Origin of the sequence: Streptomyces sp. NPDC088812 (assembly GCF_044750285.1) — a bacterium.
Taxonomy (GTDB): domain Bacteria; phylum Actinomycetota; class Actinomycetes; order Streptomycetales; family Streptomycetaceae; genus Streptomyces.
Map to the genome: position 1 here is coordinate 218,507 of NZ_JBIVJP010000011.1, position 20,361 is coordinate 238,867.

18 protein-coding genes are annotated in these 20,361 nt (G+C 73.5%); 7 read left to right on the top strand and 11 right to left on the bottom strand.

Annotation, left to right across the window (positions count from 1 at the left end; all coding sequences use genetic code 11):
• Positions 1–49: 49 nt before the first annotated feature.
• The 6 genes from ACIP67_RS21085 to ACIP67_RS21110 form a co-directional block, all read right to left on the bottom strand.
• On the bottom strand, positions 50–808 hold the full coding sequence (locus tag ACIP67_RS21085) for a spherulation-specific family 4 protein (RefSeq protein WP_401693510.1): 759 nt from the start codon (positions 806–808) through the stop codon (positions 50–52).
• The gene (locus ACIP67_RS21090) at positions 796–1,758 is read right to left on the bottom strand and encodes an NAD-dependent epimerase/dehydratase family protein (protein ID WP_401693511.1); all 963 of its coding nucleotides are present in this window, start codon (positions 1,756–1,758) and stop codon (positions 796–798) included. Before ACIP67_RS21090 ends, ACIP67_RS21085 begins: the two co-directional genes overlap by 13 nt.
• Positions 1,759–2,097: 339 nt before the next feature.
• Positions 2,098–3,564, bottom strand: a complete 1,467-nt coding sequence (locus ACIP67_RS21095; RefSeq protein ID WP_401693512.1) for a hypothetical protein — start codon at positions 3,562–3,564, stop codon at positions 2,098–2,100.
• Entirely contained in the window at positions 3,561–5,513 is a 1,953-nt protein-coding gene (locus ACIP67_RS21100; protein WP_401693514.1) for a DUF3492 domain-containing protein, read from the bottom strand. The genes ACIP67_RS21095 and ACIP67_RS21100 overlap by 4 nt, the downstream gene beginning before the upstream one ends.
• A gap of 258 nt (positions 5,514–5,771) precedes the next feature.
• Positions 5,772–7,472, bottom strand: a complete 1,701-nt coding sequence (locus tag ACIP67_RS21105; RefSeq protein ID WP_401693516.1) for a DUF3152 domain-containing protein — start codon at positions 7,470–7,472, stop codon at positions 5,772–5,774.
• An 8-nt stretch (positions 7,473–7,480) separates the two neighbouring features.
• Positions 7,481–8,512: an alpha/beta fold hydrolase gene (locus ACIP67_RS21110; RefSeq protein ID WP_401693517.1), complete on the bottom strand. Its 1,032-nt coding sequence runs from the start codon at positions 8,510–8,512 to the stop codon at positions 7,481–7,483.
• Positions 8,513–8,704: 192 nt separating this feature from the next.
• Here ACIP67_RS21110 and ACIP67_RS21115 point away from each other — a divergent pair, with 192 nt between their 5' ends.
• The 4 genes from ACIP67_RS21115 to ACIP67_RS21130 all read left to right on the top strand — a co-directional run bounded on the left by ACIP67_RS21115 (position 8,705) and on the right by ACIP67_RS21130 (position 10,757).
• Complete coding sequence (locus ACIP67_RS21115) at positions 8,705–8,929, top strand: hypothetical protein (RefSeq protein ID WP_401693518.1); 225 nt, start codon at positions 8,705–8,707, stop codon at positions 8,927–8,929.
• 260 nt (positions 8,930–9,189) lie between these two features.
• Entirely contained in the window at positions 9,190–9,831 is a 642-nt protein-coding gene (locus ACIP67_RS21120; protein ID WP_385061927.1) for a TetR/AcrR family transcriptional regulator, read from the top strand.
• Between the two features lie 147 nt (positions 9,832–9,978).
• Positions 9,979–10,206: a DUF3107 domain-containing protein gene (locus tag ACIP67_RS21125; RefSeq protein WP_030784015.1), complete on the top strand. Its 228-nt coding sequence runs from the start codon at positions 9,979–9,981 to the stop codon at positions 10,204–10,206.
• A 278-nt stretch (positions 10,207–10,484) separates the two neighbouring features.
• Positions 10,485–10,757 carry a hypothetical protein gene (locus ACIP67_RS21130; protein ID WP_389513995.1) on the top strand — a complete coding sequence of 91 codons (273 nt, stop codon included), beginning with the start codon at positions 10,485–10,487 and terminating at the stop codon, positions 10,755–10,757.
• Positions 10,758–10,889: 132 nt separating this feature from the next.
• On the opposite strand, the gene ACIP67_RS21135 is transcribed toward ACIP67_RS21130, so the two are convergent.
• Positions 10,890–11,627 (bottom strand): ferritin-like fold-containing protein, encoded by a 738-nt coding sequence (locus ACIP67_RS21135; RefSeq protein ID WP_401693519.1) that lies wholly within the window; start codon positions 11,625–11,627, stop codon positions 10,890–10,892.
• Between the two features lie 521 nt (positions 11,628–12,148).
• Between ACIP67_RS21135 and ACIP67_RS21140 the strand changes: the two genes are divergently transcribed.
• Positions 12,149–15,178, top strand: a complete 3,030-nt coding sequence (locus ACIP67_RS21140; RefSeq protein WP_401693520.1) for a DEAD/DEAH box helicase — start codon at positions 12,149–12,151, stop codon at positions 15,176–15,178.
• 160 nt (positions 15,179–15,338) lie between these two features.
• Entirely contained in the window at positions 15,339–16,223 is an 885-nt protein-coding gene (locus tag ACIP67_RS21145; protein WP_401693522.1) for an alpha/beta fold hydrolase, read from the top strand.
• A 164-nt stretch (positions 16,224–16,387) separates the two neighbouring features.
• On the opposite strand, the gene ACIP67_RS21150 is transcribed toward ACIP67_RS21145, so the two are convergent.
• Positions 16,388–17,293: an NYN domain-containing protein gene (locus tag ACIP67_RS21150; protein WP_401693631.1), complete on the bottom strand. Its 906-nt coding sequence runs from the start codon at positions 17,291–17,293 to the stop codon at positions 16,388–16,390.
• Between the two features lie 215 nt (positions 17,294–17,508).
• Between ACIP67_RS21150 and ACIP67_RS21155 the strand changes: the two genes are divergently transcribed.
• Positions 17,509–17,661 carry a hypothetical protein gene (locus ACIP67_RS21155; protein ID WP_007384531.1) on the top strand — a complete coding sequence of 51 codons (153 nt, stop codon included), beginning with the start codon at positions 17,509–17,511 and terminating at the stop codon, positions 17,659–17,661.
• 108 nt (positions 17,662–17,769) lie between these two features.
• On the opposite strand, the gene ACIP67_RS21160 is transcribed toward ACIP67_RS21155, so the two are convergent.
• The 3 genes from ACIP67_RS21160 to ACIP67_RS21170 all read right to left on the bottom strand — a co-directional run bounded on the left by ACIP67_RS21160 (position 17,770) and on the right by ACIP67_RS21170 (position 20,224).
• The gene (locus ACIP67_RS21160; RefSeq protein ID WP_401693524.1) at positions 17,770–18,375 is read right to left on the bottom strand and encodes a MarC family protein; all 606 of its coding nucleotides are present in this window, start codon (positions 18,373–18,375) and stop codon (positions 17,770–17,772) included.
• A 241-nt stretch (positions 18,376–18,616) separates the two neighbouring features.
• On the bottom strand, positions 18,617–19,474 hold the full coding sequence (locus ACIP67_RS21165) for a PHP domain-containing protein (RefSeq protein WP_401693525.1): 858 nt from the start codon (positions 19,472–19,474) through the stop codon (positions 18,617–18,619).
• Positions 19,475–19,582: 108 nt separating this feature from the next.
• Positions 19,583–20,224 carry a DUF6758 family protein gene (locus ACIP67_RS21170; protein ID WP_401693526.1) on the bottom strand — a complete coding sequence of 214 codons (642 nt, stop codon included), beginning with the start codon at positions 20,222–20,224 and terminating at the stop codon, positions 19,583–19,585.
• Positions 20,225–20,361 lie beyond the last annotated feature (137 nt).

A 20,361-nucleotide genomic window follows, 5' to 3' on the forward strand; every position in this document is an offset into this window, starting at 1 on the left:
TCGGTCAATCACTACGGTTGTTCTCCCCGTAACACTGCCATGGCCATCTTCATTCCGAGACACCCATTCCGATGCGCGAGACGATGTCGTCCCAGTAGCCGGGCATCGTCTCCCAGGGGTCGTGCAGGCCGCCGCGGTCGGTGCGGTCGGTGAACCAGATCGTCGCCGCGCCCTGCCAGCGGGCGATGCGCAGCGCCTCCTCCAGATGGCCCTGCGGGAGGCCGTGCACGAGGTGGCAGAAGCGCTCCGGCGGATGGGCCGCGGTCCACTCGGCCACCTGCGACCAGCGGTAGTCGCTCCAGGAGCCGGAGAACGTGACGAGCTGGTCGGCGTTCTCGGCGTAGCCGGGGTACGGGTGGGTGCCGTGGCCGAGGACGAGGTGGGACGCCCGGTGGAGCGTGCGCAGCATGCCGGTGATGCGGCGGACCCCGGGGAGGTCCGCGCGGTCCGCCGGACAGCGGTCCAGGAGGAAGCCGTCGGCGTGGTACCAGTCGAGGAACCGCTGGGCATCGGAGATCACCTCGGGGACGGCACGGGCCCCGTGGGCGAGGTCGAGGCGGCCGAGGACGCGGACGCCCGCGGTGCGGAGTCGGCCGGCGGCTTCCAGGCAGTGCGGGTCGGGACGGGTGCCGGGCCCGTCGGCCACGTCGAGGACGACCCAGTGCAGGGGCCGGCCGGGACGGGCGAGTTCGCCCCACTCGGCCGGTGCGAGGAGGGGATGGGCGATGCCGGGGGCGCCGAAGCCGGTGCGGACGTCGGTGGTCCCGGCGTGCGCGGTACCCGCCGGGGTGCCCGTCAGATACGACACGCCGCCTCCATCCAGATGTCGGCGAGGGACTCCTCCAGGTTGATCCGGGGCCGCCAGCCGAGCCGGTCGCGTGCGGTGCGCACGTCGGCCTGCTGCCAGCTGCCGCAGCCGTCCGGATACGGGTACGCGACGGGGGCCGCGTGGTCGGAGTCGGCGCGGGGGTGGCCGATGGCCGGCCGCAGATGGGCGCCGAGCGGAGCGTCGAGTTCGTGGAGGGCGCCGCCGTATCCCGCCACGCGGGCGAGGATCCCGGCGGCGTCGCGCAGGCGGACGGCACGGCCGGAACCGATGTTGATGACGCCCTGCGCGGCGGAGAGCGAGGCGGCGTGCACGGCGCGGGCGACGTCGCGGACGTCGATGAAGTCGCGCTGGGCGCCCAGGCCGCCGAGTTTGAGTTCGCCGTCGCCGGACTGCATGGCGCGGCGCATCGCCTCGGCGAGCCGCCCGAGGGGGGAGCCGGCGGGGGTGCCGGGCCCGGCCGGGGAGAAGACGCGGAGGACGACGGCGTCCAGGCCCGAGCCGAGGACCAGTTCCGTCGCGGCGAGCTTGCTGACGCCGTACGGGCCGCCGGGGCGCGGCACGGCGTCCTCGGCCGTGGAGGAGCCGGGCTGGCTCGGGCCGTACTCGGCGCCGCAGCCGATCTGGACGAGACGGGCGCCGCAGCCGCTGCGGCGCAGTGCCTCGCAGACGGTGGCGACGGCGACGGTGTTGTGCCGGGTGAGTTCACGGGCACCGCCGCGGGTGGCGCCCGCGCAGTTGATGACGACCTGGGGGTGCACCGCGTCGAGGAAGCGGGTGAGCGCGCCGGGGCTGCCGGTCGCGAGGTCGAAGCGGACGTCGGCGTCGTCACCGCGACCGAGCGCGGTGAGCTGGACGGCCGGGTCGGCGAGCAGACGGTCGGCGACGAAGCGGCCGAGGTAACCGTTGGCTCCGATCAGCAGGGCCCTCATCGTGCGGCTCCCGGGGTGCGTACTCCGGCCGCTCCGGCCGCCCCGGTCCCGTCGGGTGCTCCGGTCACTGCGGCCGTTGCGGAGGCGTCGGCGGCTTCCGGGGCCGCGACCGCTTCGGCTGCTCCTGTGACCGCGAGGGCTCCCGCGACCGCGGGTGCCCCGGTGGCTCCGGTCGCTCCGGTCGCTCCGGATCGGGAGGTGGTCATCTCGTTTCTCCTTCGGGGGTGTTGCGTGGGCGAGGGAGCGCGTGCCTCGTGCGGTCCGTGCACGGTGGTGAGGGCGGCACTGCGCGCGGTCGTGGCCCGGACGGCTGCCGCGGCGCGGCCGGGCGGCCGGGCGTCAGCACGGCTGCTCCGCGTGGGCGTGGGCGTGGGCGGAGGCCCGGGCGAGTGTGCGGGTCGCGTGGACCAGCAGGGCCAGGGCGGCCGCTCCGCAGCAGAGGGCGGGAACACCGGCCGGCCCCCAGGCGGCCAGGAGACCGTCGACGGGGGTGGCCAGGAATCCGCAGCCGGGCAGCCGGGCCGCGAAGACGGAGGCCAGGGCGGTCCCCTCGGCGGCGCCGGCGGCCCCGAGGGCGAGCGCCGGGGCGTTCGGGAAGCCGTGCACGGTGAGGAGGCGGGCGAGGTGGAGGAGCGCACCCAGGGTGAGGACCTGCGCAAGACCGGCGGGCTCGCCGAGGGCGGCCGCGCAGAGGCCGGTGAGCGCCGCCAGCGCGCACAGGAACAGCGCGAACGTGCCGAGCACCAGGGGCTGTACGGAGGCGGCGAACTCCTCCAGCCCGCGACTTACGTTCAGTCGGCGCCGGGCACGTACGGCGAGGAGGTGCGCGCTCCAGGCGGCGGGGGCACAGGCCAGGGTGAGGGCGACCAGGGGGGCGGCGGTGAGGGGCCACGGCCCGTCGGCGGCACCGGTGGGGAGGCCGTCGGGGCCGCCGTGGGCGGCGGCCCGCAGGAAACCGTCGCCGAGGGCCGCGTACACGAGGAGCCAGCAGGTCCAGCCGCCGGCCCGGTGCGGGCCGGGGTCCGGACGGTCCGGCAGGCTCAGCGGGCCCCGGCGGAGGGCCGCCCCCAGGGCGAGCACCACGGCCAGAACACCCGCGGCCACGACGAACGCACGCGTCTGGCCCTGCGTGAGGCGTGCGCCCGCGACCGTCGCCGCGCACAGCGCGCCCGGCAGCAGGGTGAGCAGCGCCCAGTCGGCGCGCGCCCTCGGAAGCGCCTCGGGCGCTACCGACTGCGGTGGCGTGTCGCCGTCGCGGGGCACGCGGGCGTACATCTCCTCCGCGAGGGAGAAGACGTCCCGGTGCCGGAAGCGGGCGGCGGTCCGGTCGGTGATGCCGTGGGCCTCCAGGGCGGCCGCGATCTCCAAGGGGTCGACAGCCCGTTCGCACAGTGCGCGGTGGCGGTGCATCAGGACCTTCACGGGGTCCGCGGCACCTCGGCGGTGCGCGCTCGATCCACGGGGGGCCGCAGCTTCGGCGCGCGGGGAGGAAGACGTGTCGGCGCCCCTGCCCCGGCCTCCGGCCCCGGCACTCCCCCGCTCCTCCCCCTCACTGCGCCACTCACGGCGGCGCTCGCCGTGCCGCTCGGCGTGCCGCTCGGCGTGCCGCTCGCCGTGCCGCTCGGCGGGGCTCTCACCGGGGTGGGTGTCACCGCCCGCCTGATCACGGCCCACCGGCCGACGGCGCTCCCCCGTTCGGCCGCTCTCCCCCGAGAGCCATCCTTCCGACCGCTCGTCCCAGGCTCCTGGACTGCCCGGCGTCCCGGGCCGGTCCAGGTCACCGAAGAGTTCGTCGAGGCCGCTCATCGCGCTCCCTCCCTCGTACCGCCCGACGCCACGGAGGGCACCGGCATCACCGCAGGCACACCCGACGCACCGGACACCGGCGATGCGGCCCGGGCGGGAGAGTGGCCGGACACCGTGGAGGCGGCCCGCATCGGCGGCGCGTCCCCTCCGCGTGGGTCCGCCAGGCGCCCGGCCCCGCGCCCGGCATGGTTCCGCGCGCAAGGTCCGGTCCAGTGGCCCGGCACCCATGCCTCCGCCGGGACGGCGAAGGGCCGGGGCTCGCCGGTCTCGTCGAGGACGATCCGACGGACCGGGCTGCGGGCGACGGTCTCCAGATAAATGCCGTGGAACGCCGCGAGGTTCTGCTCGACCGTGAAGAGTTCGAGGGCGCGTTCGCGGGCGGCTGCGCCCAGGCGCGCACGGCGCTCGGGGTCGCGCAAAAGCGCCGTACACGCGTCCGCCAGCGCCCGCGGGTTGCGCGGCGGGACGACCAGCCCCGTACCGCCGATGGCCTCGACGACCGCTCCGACGTCGGTGGACACCGTCGCGCGGCCACAGAACATCGCCTCGACCAGGCTGACCGGGAAGCCCTCGACGACGCTGGAGAGAACGATGACGGCACCCGCCGCGTACGCCTCCGCGAGGCTGGGCGCCTCCGGGCCGCCGACCTCCTCGAAGGAGACGGGGTTGTCCCCGACTGCGTGCGGTCCGTCTGCCTCGTCGGGGAAGAGCTGCGCGGCCAGCATCCGGCAGTGACCGAGGTACGCCCGCCCCTCGGGCCCGGTCGGCGCTCCGATGATCCGCAGTCTGGTCCCCGGCTCCTCCTTGTGGACCTGCGCGAAGGCGTGCAGCAGGGACACCAGGTCCTTGGCCGGTTCCACACGGCCGACCCAGACGAGGGTGCGCGGGTCGGCGCCGTCCGGGAAGTCGCCGGCCTCGGCGAAGCGGGCGGCCTCCATGCCGGGGTAGACGGTGCGCAGCGCGGTCCGGTCGGCCCCGCACCGCTCCTGCCAGCGACGGGCGTGCGCGTTGCCCGAGGTCACGCAGGCCGCCTGCCGGTACACCTCGGCGGCGAGCCGCCCGTGGAGGGCGGCGAGCAGCGCGCGGACGGCGGGCGCCGGCTCCGCGGACGGGCCGGCCGACGACGAGGCCGCCGCGGAGTCCGCGGCGTGCGGCCCGGTACCGGATCTGAGGTAGTGGGTCCGTAACCGCACGCCGTACTCCGTGACCACCAGGGGGGTCCCGAAGAAGTGCCGTGCGACGAGCCCCGGCAGGGCCGCGGCGCCGCCCGATGTCGCATGGCACAGGTCCACGGAGCCGAGGCCGTCGGCGCCGTGGTGGTCCTCGTACCAGTCGAGTGAGAGGGGGCGCAGAAGGCGTTCCAGGTGTGCGGCGACGGCGAGCAGATCGGGTACGCGCGCCTCACGCGCCGTGCGCAGCGCGCCGGGCGCACGGCAGGCGCGCTCCAACGTCCGTACGGCGCCTTCCGAACGGAGGGCGCCGACCAGTCCGCCCTCGTCGCGGGCGAGGTCGGCGAGTCCGTACAGCGCACTGCCGAAACGGTCCGCCTGAGAAGCGAGACGGCCCGCCGAGGCCTCTGAGGCGCCTGTGGCGCGTGTGACTCCTGTGGACCCTGTGGACCCTGTGGCCGCTGTGGCTGTCGACGCGTCGACGGAGCTTCCTTCGCACAGGACGGCCACCAGTTCGCCGTAGCACTCGGTGAAGCGCCGGCGCGCGCGGCGGCCGTGCGCCGCTCCGTCGTTCCGCGGCCTCCACAGTGGCGCGGTGTGCACCCGGCCGACGTTCGGCGGCAGTCCGACCCGGCCGGTGGCCTCCTGGCGCTCGCTGCGGCTGAGCGCGTAGAGGTCGAACTCGTGCTGCCGGAGCCCGCGTACGAGCCGGTCGCACCAGAGTCCGGCGTCACCGCTCACATACGGATAGCCGCCCTCCGTCAGCAGTCCGATGCGCACGTGTGCACCCCCGATCTCCCGTTTGGTGAGCCGCCGTTGACCCGGCGGCTCGCAGCGGGAAGAACGTATGCGGACAAGGCGGTGGTACGACGGACGGTTGTCCGTCGCACCACCAAAAGGGGTGAACGATCGTAACTTTCCCGGACGGGCCGCGTTTCGTCGCGCTAAGAGATCACACGCATGCGCAACGTGATGCCGTCGGTCCGGCCGGGCGGTCGCCGGGCGGGACGCCGACCGGAACGGCGGGCGGCGTGTGCGTCAGCTCTCGGGGTAGGGCCAGGCGTTCGGCAGACAGCGGATCCCGTCGTGCTCGAGGAATTTCGTCTGCTGCTGCATGACCGGCGCGAGGTCCCCGTCCTTGTCGCAGGTGACATGGTTGTAGCCGAGCCGGTGGCCGACCTCGTGGTTGATGAGCATCTGCCGGTAGGAGTGCATCGCGTCGCCGTAGGTCTCGGACCCCTGCGCCCAGCGGTAGGCGTTGATCATCACGCGCTGGGTGGCGGCCGAGTCGCAGGACACGTTGTCCACGGTGGTGTCCAGGCCCGATCTGGCGCACCAGTCCGCGGTGGTGCCGGGGCTGGCCAGCGTGATGACGAAGTCGGGGTCGCCCGAATAGATCCGCTCGAAGGTGCGCGCGCCGTTGTGCGCCCAGCTGCGGTCGTCGTTCAGCGTCGTCTGCACGGCCTGTGCGAAGAGCTCGGCGTCGAGCCCCAGCCCCTCCTCGACGTCCACCCGGTAGGTGTACTTCTGCCCCGTGCCGGGCGCCTTGTCGACGCCGGGCACCGCCTCGAACGTCCCCGGCCCTTCGAGCGTGGCGCTGATCTCGTACTTCCGGGCCATCTTCTGCTCGTACGTCAGCGGTGCCGCCGCGGCCGACGCGGAGGGGCTCGGCCGGTCGTCCCCGCGCCCGGAGGAGTCGCTGACGTCACGGCCGGCCTGGTCGGCCGCGGACTGCGACTGGACGGAGTTCTCGCTCCCGCGCGAGTCGGCGACCTGCCCGGCCACCACGACGGCCAGCACGGTGGTGACGGCGGCGGCCGCGACCCCGGTGAACGCCCGCCCCTTGCCGCCCTTCGCGGCGGCCGCGGGCTCACCGGTGGGCGGCGCGCCGTCGGCGGCGCCGGGCGGGCGGCGGGCCGCGTCCGGGTCCGCGACGGAGGCGGACACGCCGAGGCGGCCCTGGGAGTCGTCCGGGTCCAGGGAGCCGCTGGGGTCCCGGCGCCCGTCCGGGCCCTGACGGCCGTCCGGATCGAGCGGGCTGAAGGTGTCGTACGGGTCCCTGACGCGCGCGGACGCGGCGGCGGACACGGGCTTGCGACGCGCGAAGACGTCCTCGTCCTCGGCGAAGGCGTCGAGGTACTCCTGGCGCGGCCCGCCCGAGGCCGCCGGCCGCTGACGGGGGATCACGGGACCGGCACCACTGGCCGCCCGCCCGCCCAACTCGCCCCAGCCTCCCCCGGTCTCACGCTGCTGCGGGTGACCGCCACGGACCCGCGGGACGCCACGGGCAGGCGTGCCGTCGGGAAGCCTCGGCGTGCCGCCGGCGGGCGTGCCGTCGGCGAGGCCTGGGGTGCCGCGGGCCGGCGTCCCGTCGGGGAGCCTCGGCGCGCCCTGGGCCGACGGCCCGCCGGGGACCCGGGGCACACCACCGGCCTGAGCGCCATGAGCGACCCGGGGCACACCACCGGCCGGAGTGCCGTCCGGGAACCGCGGCGTGCCGTACGCCGGCGTGCCGTCGGGAATCCGCGGCGTGCCCTGTACCGGCGTGCCGTCGACGGACCGGCCCGCGGTCCCCGGACCGCGACCGTCCCGATCACCCCGATCGCCCCGACCGTCCCGCGCCGTGTCCCCGGCGGGGACTCCCGGTGCCGGTGCCGGTGCCGGTGCCGGTGAGGCTCCCCCCGAACCGCTCTGCGACGCGCTCTTGGGCGCGGGCCCCCGTCGGCTGTGGCGTCCCACGACCCCCCTCAGCTCCCCGTGTCCGCGGACCCGCCGGTCCGCTCGAACAACGCTTCACGGTCCCGGCCGGTTCCCGGACGGGCCCTCGGGCCGCTCTCCGCCAGCAGCTCCCTGAACGCCATCGCCACCGTCTCCGGGTACTCCATCATCGCCACGTGCCCGGCGTCCGGCAGTGTGAGCAGACGGGAGTCGCGGAACGCCCGTGCGGCCCGCTGGGCCATGCGGAAACCGACGAGCTGGTCGCGGCCGCCGTAGACGAGGAGGGTGGGGGCCAGGACGCGTTCGGCCTGGCGCCACAGCCCGTGCTGGCCGCCCAGGGTGTAGGCGCTGACCAGCCCGCGCGCGGAACGTGTCATCGCGTCCCAGAAGTACGGCAGCCGCAGGCGCCGCTCCATCTCCTCCACCGCGTGGCGGAACGCCTCCGGCGAGACCCGCCCGGGGTCGCCGTAGCACAGGGCGGTGACGCCACGGACGCGCTGTTCGGCCGTCCACGCGCGGGTGAACCGGTTGAAGAGCGTGGCCACCCCGGGCAGGCCGATCAGTCCCGTCGGCACCGCGGTGCGCTGCACGCGCAGCTCCGGCAGGGCGGGCGAGACGAGCGTGAGCGTGCGGACGAGGTCGGGGCGGACCGCGGCGACGCGCGTGGAGACCGCGCCGCCGAGGGAGTTTCCGAAGAGGTGCACGGGCCCGCGCGCGGACGCGTCGAGGTAGCGGATGACGGCACGCGCGTGTGCCGTGACGGAGTAGTCGCCGTCGTCCGGCGGCGGTGAGTCGCCGAAGCCGGGCAGGTCGACGGCCTCGCTGTCGACGACCCCGTCGAGCAGCGCCATCAGCGCGGACCAGTTCTGCGAGGAACCGCCCAACCCGTGCACGTACAGCGCCGGTTCGAGTCCCTCGCGCGCGTGCGGCCTGCTGCGGATCTTCAGGGTGACGCCCGGCAGTCCGACCGACCGGAGCCGCTCGCCTTCGGCGATCCGGACGGACGCGGCCTCCGGCAGCACGTCGGTGGGCGGCACGGACGGCAGCTCGGTCGAAGACATGCGGCAATGTTACGAGGTGATCACGTCGGGACCCGTGTGTTCGGCGTCACAGCTGCGGGGCAGGTCCGGATGGCCGCACGGATCGCGGGCACATCGCATAGCGTCCGAAAGGGGTGTCTCCTAGGCTCGTACAGAGGGCACCCGCGTGTGGCCCCTGCATCTTCAGGGACGTTCGTAGGAAGGGAGCCCGCCATGGCCATCGACCCCATAGACCCCACCGATCCCGAGACGTTCACGGAGGACGACGCGGAGGAGTTCGACGTCGAGGCCCCGGAGAACGATGCCGCCCAGCAGCACACGGACGTCGCACCGGAGCGCGACGACCCCCTGGAGGGCGTGGACCCCGCCCGGGCGAACGAGGCCGACCTCGTGGAACAGGCCCGTGTCGTCTCGCTAGACGAGGACGACTACCGCTGACGGGACGGCAACCCGGAGCCGCGGACCGGTGACAGCGCCCCGGAGCCAGGGACCGACGGCAACCCACGGCCATATCGACCTGCGCCGACCTGGGACGGAGCCGCAGTGTGCCCACAACGCCCTGCTTTGAAACCTTGCGTACGGCTTTTGTCACCGTCCGGTCCGTGAAATTCTGCGCTCGCACCGCGCACAGCACGGTTACCGAAAAGTACGATGGCGGCGCGGCGGCACACCGCAAGAGGACGACTTTGGGAGGCGGCGTGACAGCCATCGAGCAAACTGAGGCGGCGCGCCCGCGAGGCACGCGCCTGCCGCGCCGTGCCCGACGGAACCAGCTGCTGGGCGCCGCCCAGGAAGTATTTGTCGCACAGGGCTACCACGCGGCCGCGATGGACGACATCGCCGAGCGTGCCGGTGTCAGCAAGCCGGTGCTCTACCAGCACTTCCCGGGCAAGCTCGATCTCTACCTCGCCCTGCTGGACCAGCACTGCGAGTCGCTCATCCAGGCGGTCCGCAGCGCGCTCGCGTCGACCACGGACAACAAGCAGCGCGTCCGCGCGACGATGGACGCCTACTTCGCGTACGTCGAGGACGACGGAGGGGCCTTCCGGCTGGTCTTCGAGTCGGACCTGACGAACGAGCCCGCGGTGCGCGAACGCGTCGACAAGGTCACCAACGAGTGCGCCGAGGCGATCTGCGACGTGATCGCCGAGGACACCGGTCTCTCGCGCGCGGAGTCGATGCTGCTGGCCTCGGGTCTCGGCGGGCTCGCCCAGGTGGTGGCCCGCTCCTGGCTGCACAGCGACCGCAGCGTCCCGCGTGACCAGGCGGTGCAGCTGCTGGCCTCGCTGGCCTGGCGCGGCATCGCCGGTTTCCCGCTGCACGGCACCGATCAGCACTGAGCCGTTCCCGCGTGTCGGCCGTTTGTTCCCGTCCGCTGTTCGCTCGTGGCGTGGACGGCCATGCCGTGTCCGTCCCCTCACCGGGCTAATGTGTGCAGCGTACGGCGCGGACGCCCGCGCACCACTGACCGTCGGAGGGACATAGCCGTGGAGGTCAAGATCGGCGTGCAGCACGCGCCCCGCGAGATCGTTCTGGAGAGCGGTCAGACTCCCGAGGAGGTCGAGCGGGTAGTGGCCGAGGCCCTGGCCGGAAAGTCGCAGCTGCTCAGCCTCGTGGACCAGCACGGCCGCAAGGTCCTGGTCCCGGCCGACCGCCTGGCCTACGTCGAGCTGGGTGAGCCGGCCCCGCGCAAGGTGGGTTTCGGCGCGCTGTAGACGAACACGCGGGAAGGGGCCCGGCGACCGTATGGTCGCCGGGCCCCTTCTTGTCTCCGCTCCTCCTCTGCGCGCCGCTCCGCCCCGCGCTCCTCTTCGCCTCTCTCCGCCCCGTCTCCGGCACCCACCGACCGGGCCCGGCCGCTCCCTCCGTACACCCGTCCGGGCCTCCACAGATGGAGCACATCTCGGCCACAGAGGAGGATTGCATTCCGCAGGTCACGGGTAAGACCGGCTACGACCTCGATGCACAGCCAGGCCGTCTCGGAGGGACCCGCATGATTCTGGAAGCGCTCAGCTCCGCTGTGCTCGGTCTGGTGCTCGCGTGGGCGGCGGTCCACCGTCTGTCCCACCGGCTGCCGACGCCCACCCTGGTCTTCGCGACGGGCGTCGCCGGAGCCCTCTTCGGCGACTTCGTCACCCACAGTGCGCTGGGCCCCGGCTCCGCACCGGTGAGCCTCATCGGCGCGGCGGTCGTCTCCGCCGCCTCGCTCTCCCTGCTGCTGCGTCCCGCGGGCCGCCGGCTCCGCCGACGATCAGCGACGGCCTAGGGCAAGCGTTCGGCGGAGCGGAAGCGACGATGCAGTGACTCAGTGAGGGCGTGGCGGATCAGCGAGGGTGTGGCGGATCAGCGACGCCCGGCCGAGGAGCTGAACGCGTCCCGCGCACTCCGCGAGCGAACGCTAGGCCGCCAGGCCCAGAGCGGCCATCCGCTTGGTGTGCGCCTCGGTGATCCGGGAGAACATCCTGCCGACCTCCGCGAGGTCGAAGCCGTCCGCGACACCGCCCACCAGCATCGTCGACAGCGCGTCGCGGTCCGCGACCACCCGCTGGGACTGCGACAGTGCCTCGCCCATCAGCCGCCGCGCCCACAGGGCGAGACGTCCGCCCACGCGCGGGTCGGCGTCGATCGCCGCACGTACCCGGTCCACGGCGAATCCCGCGTGCCCGGTGTCGTCGAGCACGGCCAGCACCAGCGCGCGGGTGTCGGAGTCCAGGCGCGCGGCGACCTCCCGGTAGAAGTCGCTGGCGATCGAGTCGCCGACGTAGGCCTTGACGAGACCCTCGAGCCAGTCCGAGGGAGCCGTCTGCCGGTGGAAGCCGTCGAGCGCGGCGACGAACGGCTCCATCGCACCCGTCGGCTCCTGACCGATCTCCGTGAGCCGGTCGCGCAGCCGCTCGAAGTGGTGGAACTCGGCCGACGCCATCTTCGCCAGCTCCGCCTTGTCCTCCAGCGAGGGCGCCAGCTTGGCGTCCTCGGCGAGCCGTTCGAACGCCGCCAGCTCGCCGTACGCGAGCGCGCCGAGCAGGTCCACGACCGCGGCGCGGTACTGGGGATCCGTGGAGGCGCTCGCCCAGTCCTGGGCTGCGATACCGGTGGCGGCGTGCTCGGGCTTGTCAGAGGTCGTCATGAAGCGCACAATAGCTCGCCCGCCGCGCGCGGGAAGGCCCTGGTCGAACAGTGCCGCCACGACGCTCCGAGGACCGGGCCCGTCGGTGTGACAACCACAACGTGACCGAATCGGCCATCGCATGTGCGCGAATCCAGGGTATGGTGGTAATGCGCCTGCTGAGTACGTTGACGTATCTCGACGGGCCGCACGTATGAGGATGCCCGGTCGGTGGCCCGATCGGCTCCGACCCGACAGCCCTACCGGCTCGTACGGCACATCGCGTACGGCGACCGGAGGGAACCCCTCAGCGGTACGAGCGCTAGAGCGTCGGCAGTGGTCCCGTGCCATACGGCTTGCCCCAGCGGTTTGCCCGTAAGGCAGCCGACGTCCCCGGCACGGTCCGTCAAAGACCCCCCGCGCTCGCCTCGCACCGCGCACACAGAAGAGGCAGCACCCTGACTACTACGTTCCGACAGCTCGGAATCCTCCCCGAGACCGCCGAAGCCCTCGAGGCCGTCGGCATCATCACCCCCTTCCCCATCCAGGAGATGACGCTCCCCGTGGCCCTGTCGGGCACGGACGTCATCGGCCAGGCCAAGACCGGCACGGGCAAGACGCTCGGCTTCGGCCTCCCCCTTCTCGAGCGGGTCACCGTCCCCGCGGACGTCGAGGCGGGCCGCGCCCGTCCCGAGGACCTCACCGACGCCCCGCAGGCGCTCGTCGTCGTCCCCACGCGCGAGCTGTGCACCCAGGTCACCAACGACCTGCTGACCGCGGGCAAGGTCCGCAACGTGCGCGTCCTCGCGATCTACGGCGGCCGTGCGTACGAGCCGCAGGTCGAGGCCCTGAAGAAGGGCGTCGACGTGGTCGTCGGCACCCCGGGCCGCCTGCTGGACCTCGCGGGCCAGAAGAAGCTGAACCTGAAGCACATCAAGTCCCTCGTCCTCGACGAGGCCGACGAGATGCTCGACCTGGGCTTCCTGCCCGACGTCGAGAAGATCATCGACATGCTGCCGCCGAAGCGGCAGACCATGCTGTTCTCGGCGACCATGCCGGGCGCGGTCATCGGCCTCGCGCGCCGCTACATGTCGCAGCCCACGCACATCCGCGCCACCGCTCCGGACGACGAGGGCGCGACGGTGGCGAACATCAAGCAGTTCGTCTACCGCGCGCACTCCATGGACAAGCCGGAGATGGTCGCCCGCATGCTCCAGGCCGACGGCCGCGGACTCGCGATGATCTTCTGCCGCACGAAGCGGACGGCCGCCGACATCGCCGAGCAGCTCCAGCGCCGCGGCTTCGCCTCCGGCGCGGTCCACGGCGACCTCGGCCAGGGCGCCCGCGAACAGGCGCTGCGCGCCTTCCGCAACGGCAAGGTCGACGTGCTCGTCTGCACCGACGTCGCCGCCCGCGGCATCGACGTCGAGGGCGTCACCCACGTCGTCAACTACCAGTCCCCCGAGGAAGAGAAGACGTACCTGCACCGCGTCGGCCGTACGGGCCGCGCGGGTGCGAAGGGCACGGCGATCACGCTCGTCGACTGGGACGACATCCCCCGCTGGCAGCTGATCAACAAGGCGCTGGAGCTCGACTTCGCCGATCCGCCGGAGACGTACTCCACGTCCCCGCACCTCTTCGAGGACCTGGGCATCCCCGCCGGCACCAAGGGCGTCCTGCCCCGTTCGGAGCGCACCCGCGCCGGGCTCGACGCGGAGGAGCTGGAGGACCTGGGCGAGCCGGGCGGCCGTGGTGGACGCGGTCGCGGTGACCGCCGCGGCGGCGGCCGGGACGAGTCCCGCTCCGCCGACCACGAGCGCTCCGCGCGGACGCCGCGCCGCCGACGCCGTACCCGGGGCGGGTCCTCGCTCGACGCGACGCCGGCTGCCGCTCCCACCGCCGCATCCGCTTCCGCTCCCGTCGTGGAGCCGACCCCGGTGGCTGAGGACGCGGCTCCCTCGCGCACTCCGCGCCGTCGCCGCCGTACGCGCGGCGGTGCCGCGCAGGAGGCCGTCAACGCCGCACCGGCCGCGACCGACACCGTCACTGCCCCCGCCCTCGCACCCGAGGCCGCGGAAACGGCCGTGACGACGGCGGAGAGCCCGGCTCTGGACACCCCGGAGACGCCGACGAAGCCGAGGCGCCGCCGCACCCGTCGCGGGGCGGACGCCCCGGCCGAGACGGCCGTCGAGACGCCGGCGGCGACGGTCGTCGAGCCCACGGCGGACACGGTCGCGCAGGCCGCGGTGGCCACCGCCGCCGAAGCCGCCGTCGACTCGGCGGAGGCCGTGGAGGCCGTGGAGGCCAAGCCGCGCCGCCGCACCCGTAAGACCGCGGCCGCGGCCCCGGCCGAGACCGCCGTCGCGACGGTCGACACGGTCGAGGCCGCGGAGGCGGCCCCCGAGGCCAAGCCGCGCCGCACCCGCAAGACCGCGGCCACCGCTCCGGCCGATGCACCGACCGAGGCACCCGCCGAGGCTGCCGACGCCGTCACGGCCGTCGACACCGCCGAAGGCACCGAGGCCAAGCCCCGCCGCCGCACCACCCGCAAGGCCACCCAGCCGGAACCGGCCACCACCGCCGCCATCCCGGCCCAGGCCACCGCGGAACCGGAGCCCAAGCCCCGCCGCACCCGCAAGACCGCCGCCACCACGACGACGGACAGCGCGGCGACGGACAGCGCGACGACGGCACCCGCGACGGCCGCCGAGGAAACGCCGGCACCGGCGGATCCCGTGGTGGCGAAGCCCCGCCGCACCCGTAAGGCGACGACGACGGCGGAAGCCGCCGTCGACACGGCCGAGGCGACGGTGGCCAAGCCGCGCCGCACCCGGAAGGCCGCCGCCGCGAGCGTCGACGCTCCGGAGGTCGCCCCGGACGCGGCCGAGGCCAAGCCGCGCCGTACGCGCAAGGCGACCGCTGCGGCCACTGCGACCGACGCGGCCGAAGCGGCGGTCGACACGGCCGAAGCCGTCGAGGCCAAGCCCCGCCGCACCCGCAAGACGACGGCGAAGGCCGAGACCACGGCCGGTACGGCCGAGACCACGGCCGGTACGGCCGAGGCCACCGAGGCCAAGCCCCGTCGCACGCGGAAGACGGCGGTGAAGGCCGAGACCCCGGCTGACGCCGCGGAGGCGGCCCCCGAGGCCAAGCCCCGTCGCACGCGGAAGACGGCGGTGAAGGCCGAGACCCCGGCTGACGCCGCGGAGGCGGCCCCCGTGGCCAAGCCGCGCCGCACCCGCAAGACCGCGGCCACCGCTCCGGCCGATGCACCGACCGAGGCACCCGCCGAGGCTGCCGACGCCGTCGCGGCCGTCGACACCGCCGAAGGCACCGAGGCCAAGCCCCGCCGCCGCACCACCCGCAAGGCCACCCAGCCGGAACCGGCCACCACCGCCGCCATCCCGGCCCAGGCCACCGCGGAACCGGAGCCCAAGCCCCGCCGCACCCGCAAGACCGCCGCCACCACGACGACGGTCGACACCACCCCGGGCACGGCAGCCGATACGGCCGAAGCGAAGCCGAGGGCACGCCGCACCACCCGCAAGGCGACGGTCCCCGCGGAGCCCGCGGACGGCTGATCGCCGGCCGGAACGGCCCGGCAAGGCAAGGCAAGGCAAGGCAAGGCAGAACGGCCCGACGGCCCGGTTCCTCCCGCCCGGAGGCGCCGGGCCGTCGGCGTTCCACACGACACCGGGCACCGGACACCGCCCCGGCCCACCCGCCCGATAACCTCGCCCCGTGACCACGCCGATCAGCTTCACGCCCCCTCCCGGCGCCCGCGCCCACCGCCTGCACACCGCGCGCGGTGAGTTCGCCGTCGTCGACGCACCCGTGGCCGCCGGGGTCGAGCCCCGGGGGGTCGCGCTGCTGGTGCCCGGGTTCACCGGCAGCAAGGAGGACTTCCACCTCCTGCACGAGCCCCTCGCGGCGCGCGGGTACCGCACCGTAGCCGTCGACGGGCGCGGACAGAACGAGTCGGACGGTCCCGCGCACGACGAAGCGCCCTACGCACAGCAGGAGTTGGCGCGGGACGTGCTCGCCCAGGCGGCCGCCCTCGACACGCCCGTCCACCTCGTCGGGCACTCCCTGGGCGGACAGATCGCCCGGGCCGCCGTCCTCCTGGACCACTCCCCCTTCGTCTCGTTCACCCTGCTCTCCTCGGGCCCAGGCAGGATCTCCCCGGCCCAGCAGCAACGCGTGCGGCTGCTGCACGAGGCGCTCGCGGTGCTGACGATGTCCGAGGTGTGGGAGGCCATCCTGGCGATGGGCCCGCCGGAAGAGGTCGGTGGGCCGGCCCGCGGCCTCGGTGGCCTCGCCCGTCTGCGGCAGCGCTGGCTGAACCACAAGCCCGCGCAACTCCTCGCCACCGGCCGCCAGTTGACCGTCGAGCCGGACCGCGTCGACGAACTCGCCGCCGTTCCGCTGCCGTTCCACGTCCTGTCGGGGGCCCGCGACGACACCTGGCCGGTGACGGTCCTCGACGGCATGGGCGTACGGCTGGGTGCGCACCGGACGGTCGTCCCGGACGCGGAGCACTCGCCGAACATGGACCAACCCCTGCCGACGGCCCACGGCCTCGCAGATTTCTGGGACAAGGTCCGCCAGGACCGGGGCGACCTCTAGCCGACCGTCCTGCGGCACCACCGGCCCTGGGCCGGGCCGGGCCACTGGTAGCGCAAGCACCAGTGGCCCCGCCAGCACCGCCAGTCACCGCAGCACTGCCAGTACCACCAAGTACTACCGGTACCACCAAGCACCGCGCGTACCACCAAGCACCGCCCGTACCGCTAGTACTGCGTCTGAAGGTGCTCCCAGAATCCGTCCCGCAGCGCGCGCCGCAGGTCCGCCTGGCCGCGCAGGGAGTACTGCAGGAGCCCCTCCGCCTCGACCAGGAGGTCCTGGTCGACGGAGCCGGGCAGGTAGGGGTGGCCGGGCAGCAGTTCCCCGAGGGACTCCCTGCCCCGCGCCGCCAGCCACTTCGCGGCGATCTGGGCGCCGACGAAGCGGACGTCCTCACGGGTGGGCCGGGCCGCGCCGGCCGGCTCGTAGGCGGGGGTGGTGCGCCGTGAGACGTACGGCTTGAAGAAGTCGAGGTCGAGGGTGCGCTGGCTGTCGACCTCCCAGAGCAGGGGCTCCGCCTGGTTGCGGCCCTCCGGGGCCTCGATGCCCCAGAGGTGGACGCGGGCGCCGTAGCCCTGGGCCGCCTCCACCGCCGACACCAGGTCCTCGTCGCCGCCGAGGAGGGCCGCGTCGCTGATGGCGCGGTGCCGGGCGAGGGACTCCAGGTCGGTGCGGATCAGGGAATCGACGCCCTTCTGCTGGTTGTTGGCGTTGAGGTTGCCCAGGCGGACCTTGACGTCCGGGAGTTCGGCGATGGTCTGCTGTTCGGCGGTGTGGATGCGGCGCCGGGCGCCGTCGTACCAGTAGACCCTCAGCAGCCGGCTGTCCGCGAAGATGGTCCGCGCCCGGTCGATGAGCGCCTCGATCAGGCCCTCGGCGTCCAGGTCGAAGGCCCGGCGGTCCTCGGTCCCCGCGATGAGCCGGCCCGCGGCCGCGTACAGGTACCCCGCGTCGACGAAGATCGCGTGGGTCGAGGGTGTCTTCGCCACCTCGGCGAGCATGCGGTTCAGCAGCTCGTTCGTGCGGTCGATGCGGGCGGCGAGGGCCGGGAGGTCGTCGTTCATCACCTCCATTCTCCCGGCGGTCACGCTGCGAACACAACCGGTCCCGTTCGGTCCACGAAGCTCTCTTACTCGTTAGTAATTAGTCGTTCGAAAAATTTCTTTAGCGTAGGGAATGTTTGTAACACGCACCGCGTTGAATACGAACGGACCAGGGGGCACCGTCGTCCCATGGGTCACTCATCAGTAGTTCTCCTCAGGAGGATGACCAGACGAAGGGAGAAGCCATGCGCTTCGAAATCATGCGACTCGACGACGTCGACGGCACGCCCGTGGACAGCACCGTCGTGGACGCCGCCTCCGTCAACCGGATCGTTCAGCAGGCCGCCGCCATAGGGCAGCGGCTGTGGATCCGCCCGGCCGACACCTCGGCCTCGTAACCCGCGGATCCCCCTTCACGCATTTCGGAGCCCCGTACGGCAGTCACTCGAATGCCGTACGGGGCTCCGTACGTTTTCCCGGGTCGGGCCGGCCCGACCCGGGACTGCTCAGTTCGCCCGGATCACCTGCGTGACCCCGTTGATGATCTGCTGCACGGCGATCGCGGAGAGCATCATGCCCGCGAGCCGTGTCACCAGCACCACACCGCCGTCCTTGATGACCCGGATGATCAGCAGCGAATGGCGCATCACCAGCCACAGCACCCCGTGGATGGCGAGGATCGCCGTCCACACCGACAGCTGCATGGCGGCGCTGTCGGCCTTCTGCACGGCCAGGATCACCGACACGATCGCGCCCGGACCGGCGAGCAGCGGCATGCCCAGCGGGACGAGCGCGACGTTGACGTCCTTGGTCTGCTTCGGCTCGTCGGTCTTGCCGGTCAGCAGGTCCAGTGCGATCAGCAGGAGCAGCAGCCCGCCCGCGATCATCAGCGCGGGCACGGACACATGCAGGTAGTCGAGGATCTGGTGCCCGAGGAGGCCGAACACGGCGATCACCCCGCCGGCCACGCAGACGGCCTGGAAGGCCATCCGCTTCTGGACGGCGGCCGGGCGCCCGGCGGTCAGTGCGAGGAAGACTGGGGTGATCCCGGGGGGATCCATGATGACGAACAGGGTGAGGAAGAGGGAGCCGAAGACGGCGAGGTCGAACATCGATACAAGGCCTTGCGGAAACTACGCGCCCAGGCGCGAACGTACGGAAAAGGGGTGGGGCCGCCGGGAGGACGGCGACGGAGGCCGGTCGCTGGACCGTGGAGGGTGAGCGAGTCCGGACGCCATGAGCCAGTCCAGGGCGGTGTGAACGACCAGGACGGTGCGGCGAACGCGGGACGGCGGACGCCGGACGCCGGACAGCGGACGCCGGACGCCGAACGGACGGAGCCGGGCCTGGGCCTCAGGCCCCGCCGGTCCCCGGCACCGGGAACGCCCCCGTGGCGCGCCGGGTGATCTCCCCGTAGACCTCGGGGTCGGTCGTGTACTCGCCGAGCACACAGGTCTTCCGGCTGCCGTGGTAGTCGCTGGAGCCGGTCACCAGCAGACCCAGTTCGCCGGCGAGCCCCCGCAGCCGCGCGCGGGTGTCCGCGTCGTGGTCCATGTGGTCGACCTCGATGCCGTCGAGGCCGGCGGCGGCCATGTCGGCTATCGCGGACTCCGGCACCGTACGGCCTCGCTTGCTCGCACCCGGGTGCGCGAAGACCGTCACCCCGCCCGCGGCCTTGACCAGGCGGATCGCCTCGAAGGGGTCGGTCTCGTGCTTCTCGACGAAGGCCCGGCCACCGTCGGCCAGCCAGTCCTGCGTGAACGCGTCACCCACGGTCGGGACGACGCCGAGCTCCACCAGCGCCGTGGCGACGTGCGGCCGCCCGACGGACCCGTCTCCGGCGATGCGCGCGACCTGCTCCCAGGTGACGGGCACGCCCAGCTCGTTCAGCTTGGCGATCATGCCCCGGGCGCGCGGCACCCGGTCGTCGCGAACGAGCTCCCGCTCGGCGAGCAGCCCGGGCTCCTCCGGGTCGAACAGGTAGGCCAGCATGTGCATGCTGACGCCGTCGACACGGCAGGACAGTTCGGCGCCGGTGACGAGGGTGAGCCCCTCCGGCAGCGCGGCGACCGCCTCGGCGTACCCGCGCGTGGTGTCGTGATCGGTGAGGGCGACGACGTCCAAGCCGGCCACGGCGGCGTTGCGCACCAGCTCGGCCGGGGTGTCCGTGCCGTCGGAGGCCGTGGAGTGGCAGTGCAGGTCGATACGCACGACGCGGGCTCCAGGCGGTGACGGGGCGGGAGGGGACGCTCCAGCATAACCGCACCTCGCAGACCCCTGTCACACCCGCACCCCGGAGGCACCCCCTACAGTCGGCTCCTAGGGTTTCAACAGCCGTGGCGACAGCGCGCCGCACGGCACCAGCTCTATCTCCGCACCCGCGTCCCGCAGGTCCGTCAGCACCAGCTCGTCGTACATGAGGAGCCCGGACTGCTCGGGCCACGCCACCGCCCACAGCCACAGCCCGCGCGCCTCGCCCGCGAAGACCGCCCGGTCGTCGGGGGAGCCGGAGACGTGCCAGAGCGGGGTCGGGCGGCCGGCGGCGAGCACCTTGGCCTGGGGCGGCTTCTCGACGTCCAGGTACGGGCCGGGGTCCGGCCCGTCGATGCCGGCGTATCGCGCACCGAGACCGACACCGAGCTCCTCGGCGACGAGGATCAGCTCGCCCACCCCTCCGAGCGGGCCGGGACCGGAGCAGGCCACGGCGGAGGCCCGGCCGCCACTGCGGTCGTCACCGGCGTACGCCACCCCCGTGAACAGCCAGCCGACCGGCAGCGGCCACGGCATCCACACCGGCACCTGGGTGCGGTGGACGACGACACTGAGGGCCTCGACGCTGGGCGGGATCACGGGCTGCAGCGGATGCACCGTCCCGTGCACTTCGCACTGCCAGGAATCGGCGAAGAGACCGGGAGCCCTGACCCGGCCACCACACTTCGGGCAACTGGGTTCGCCCCTCATAGAGCCCCACGGTCCTACCCCGTTCCCTCCACGTCAAGGACGATCACCCGTCCGGACGGCTGCCGGGGCACGGGTGGCGGCACCCCCCACCTCCCGATATAGATGTAAGTTGCATTAATTAGAGCGACTAACTTACT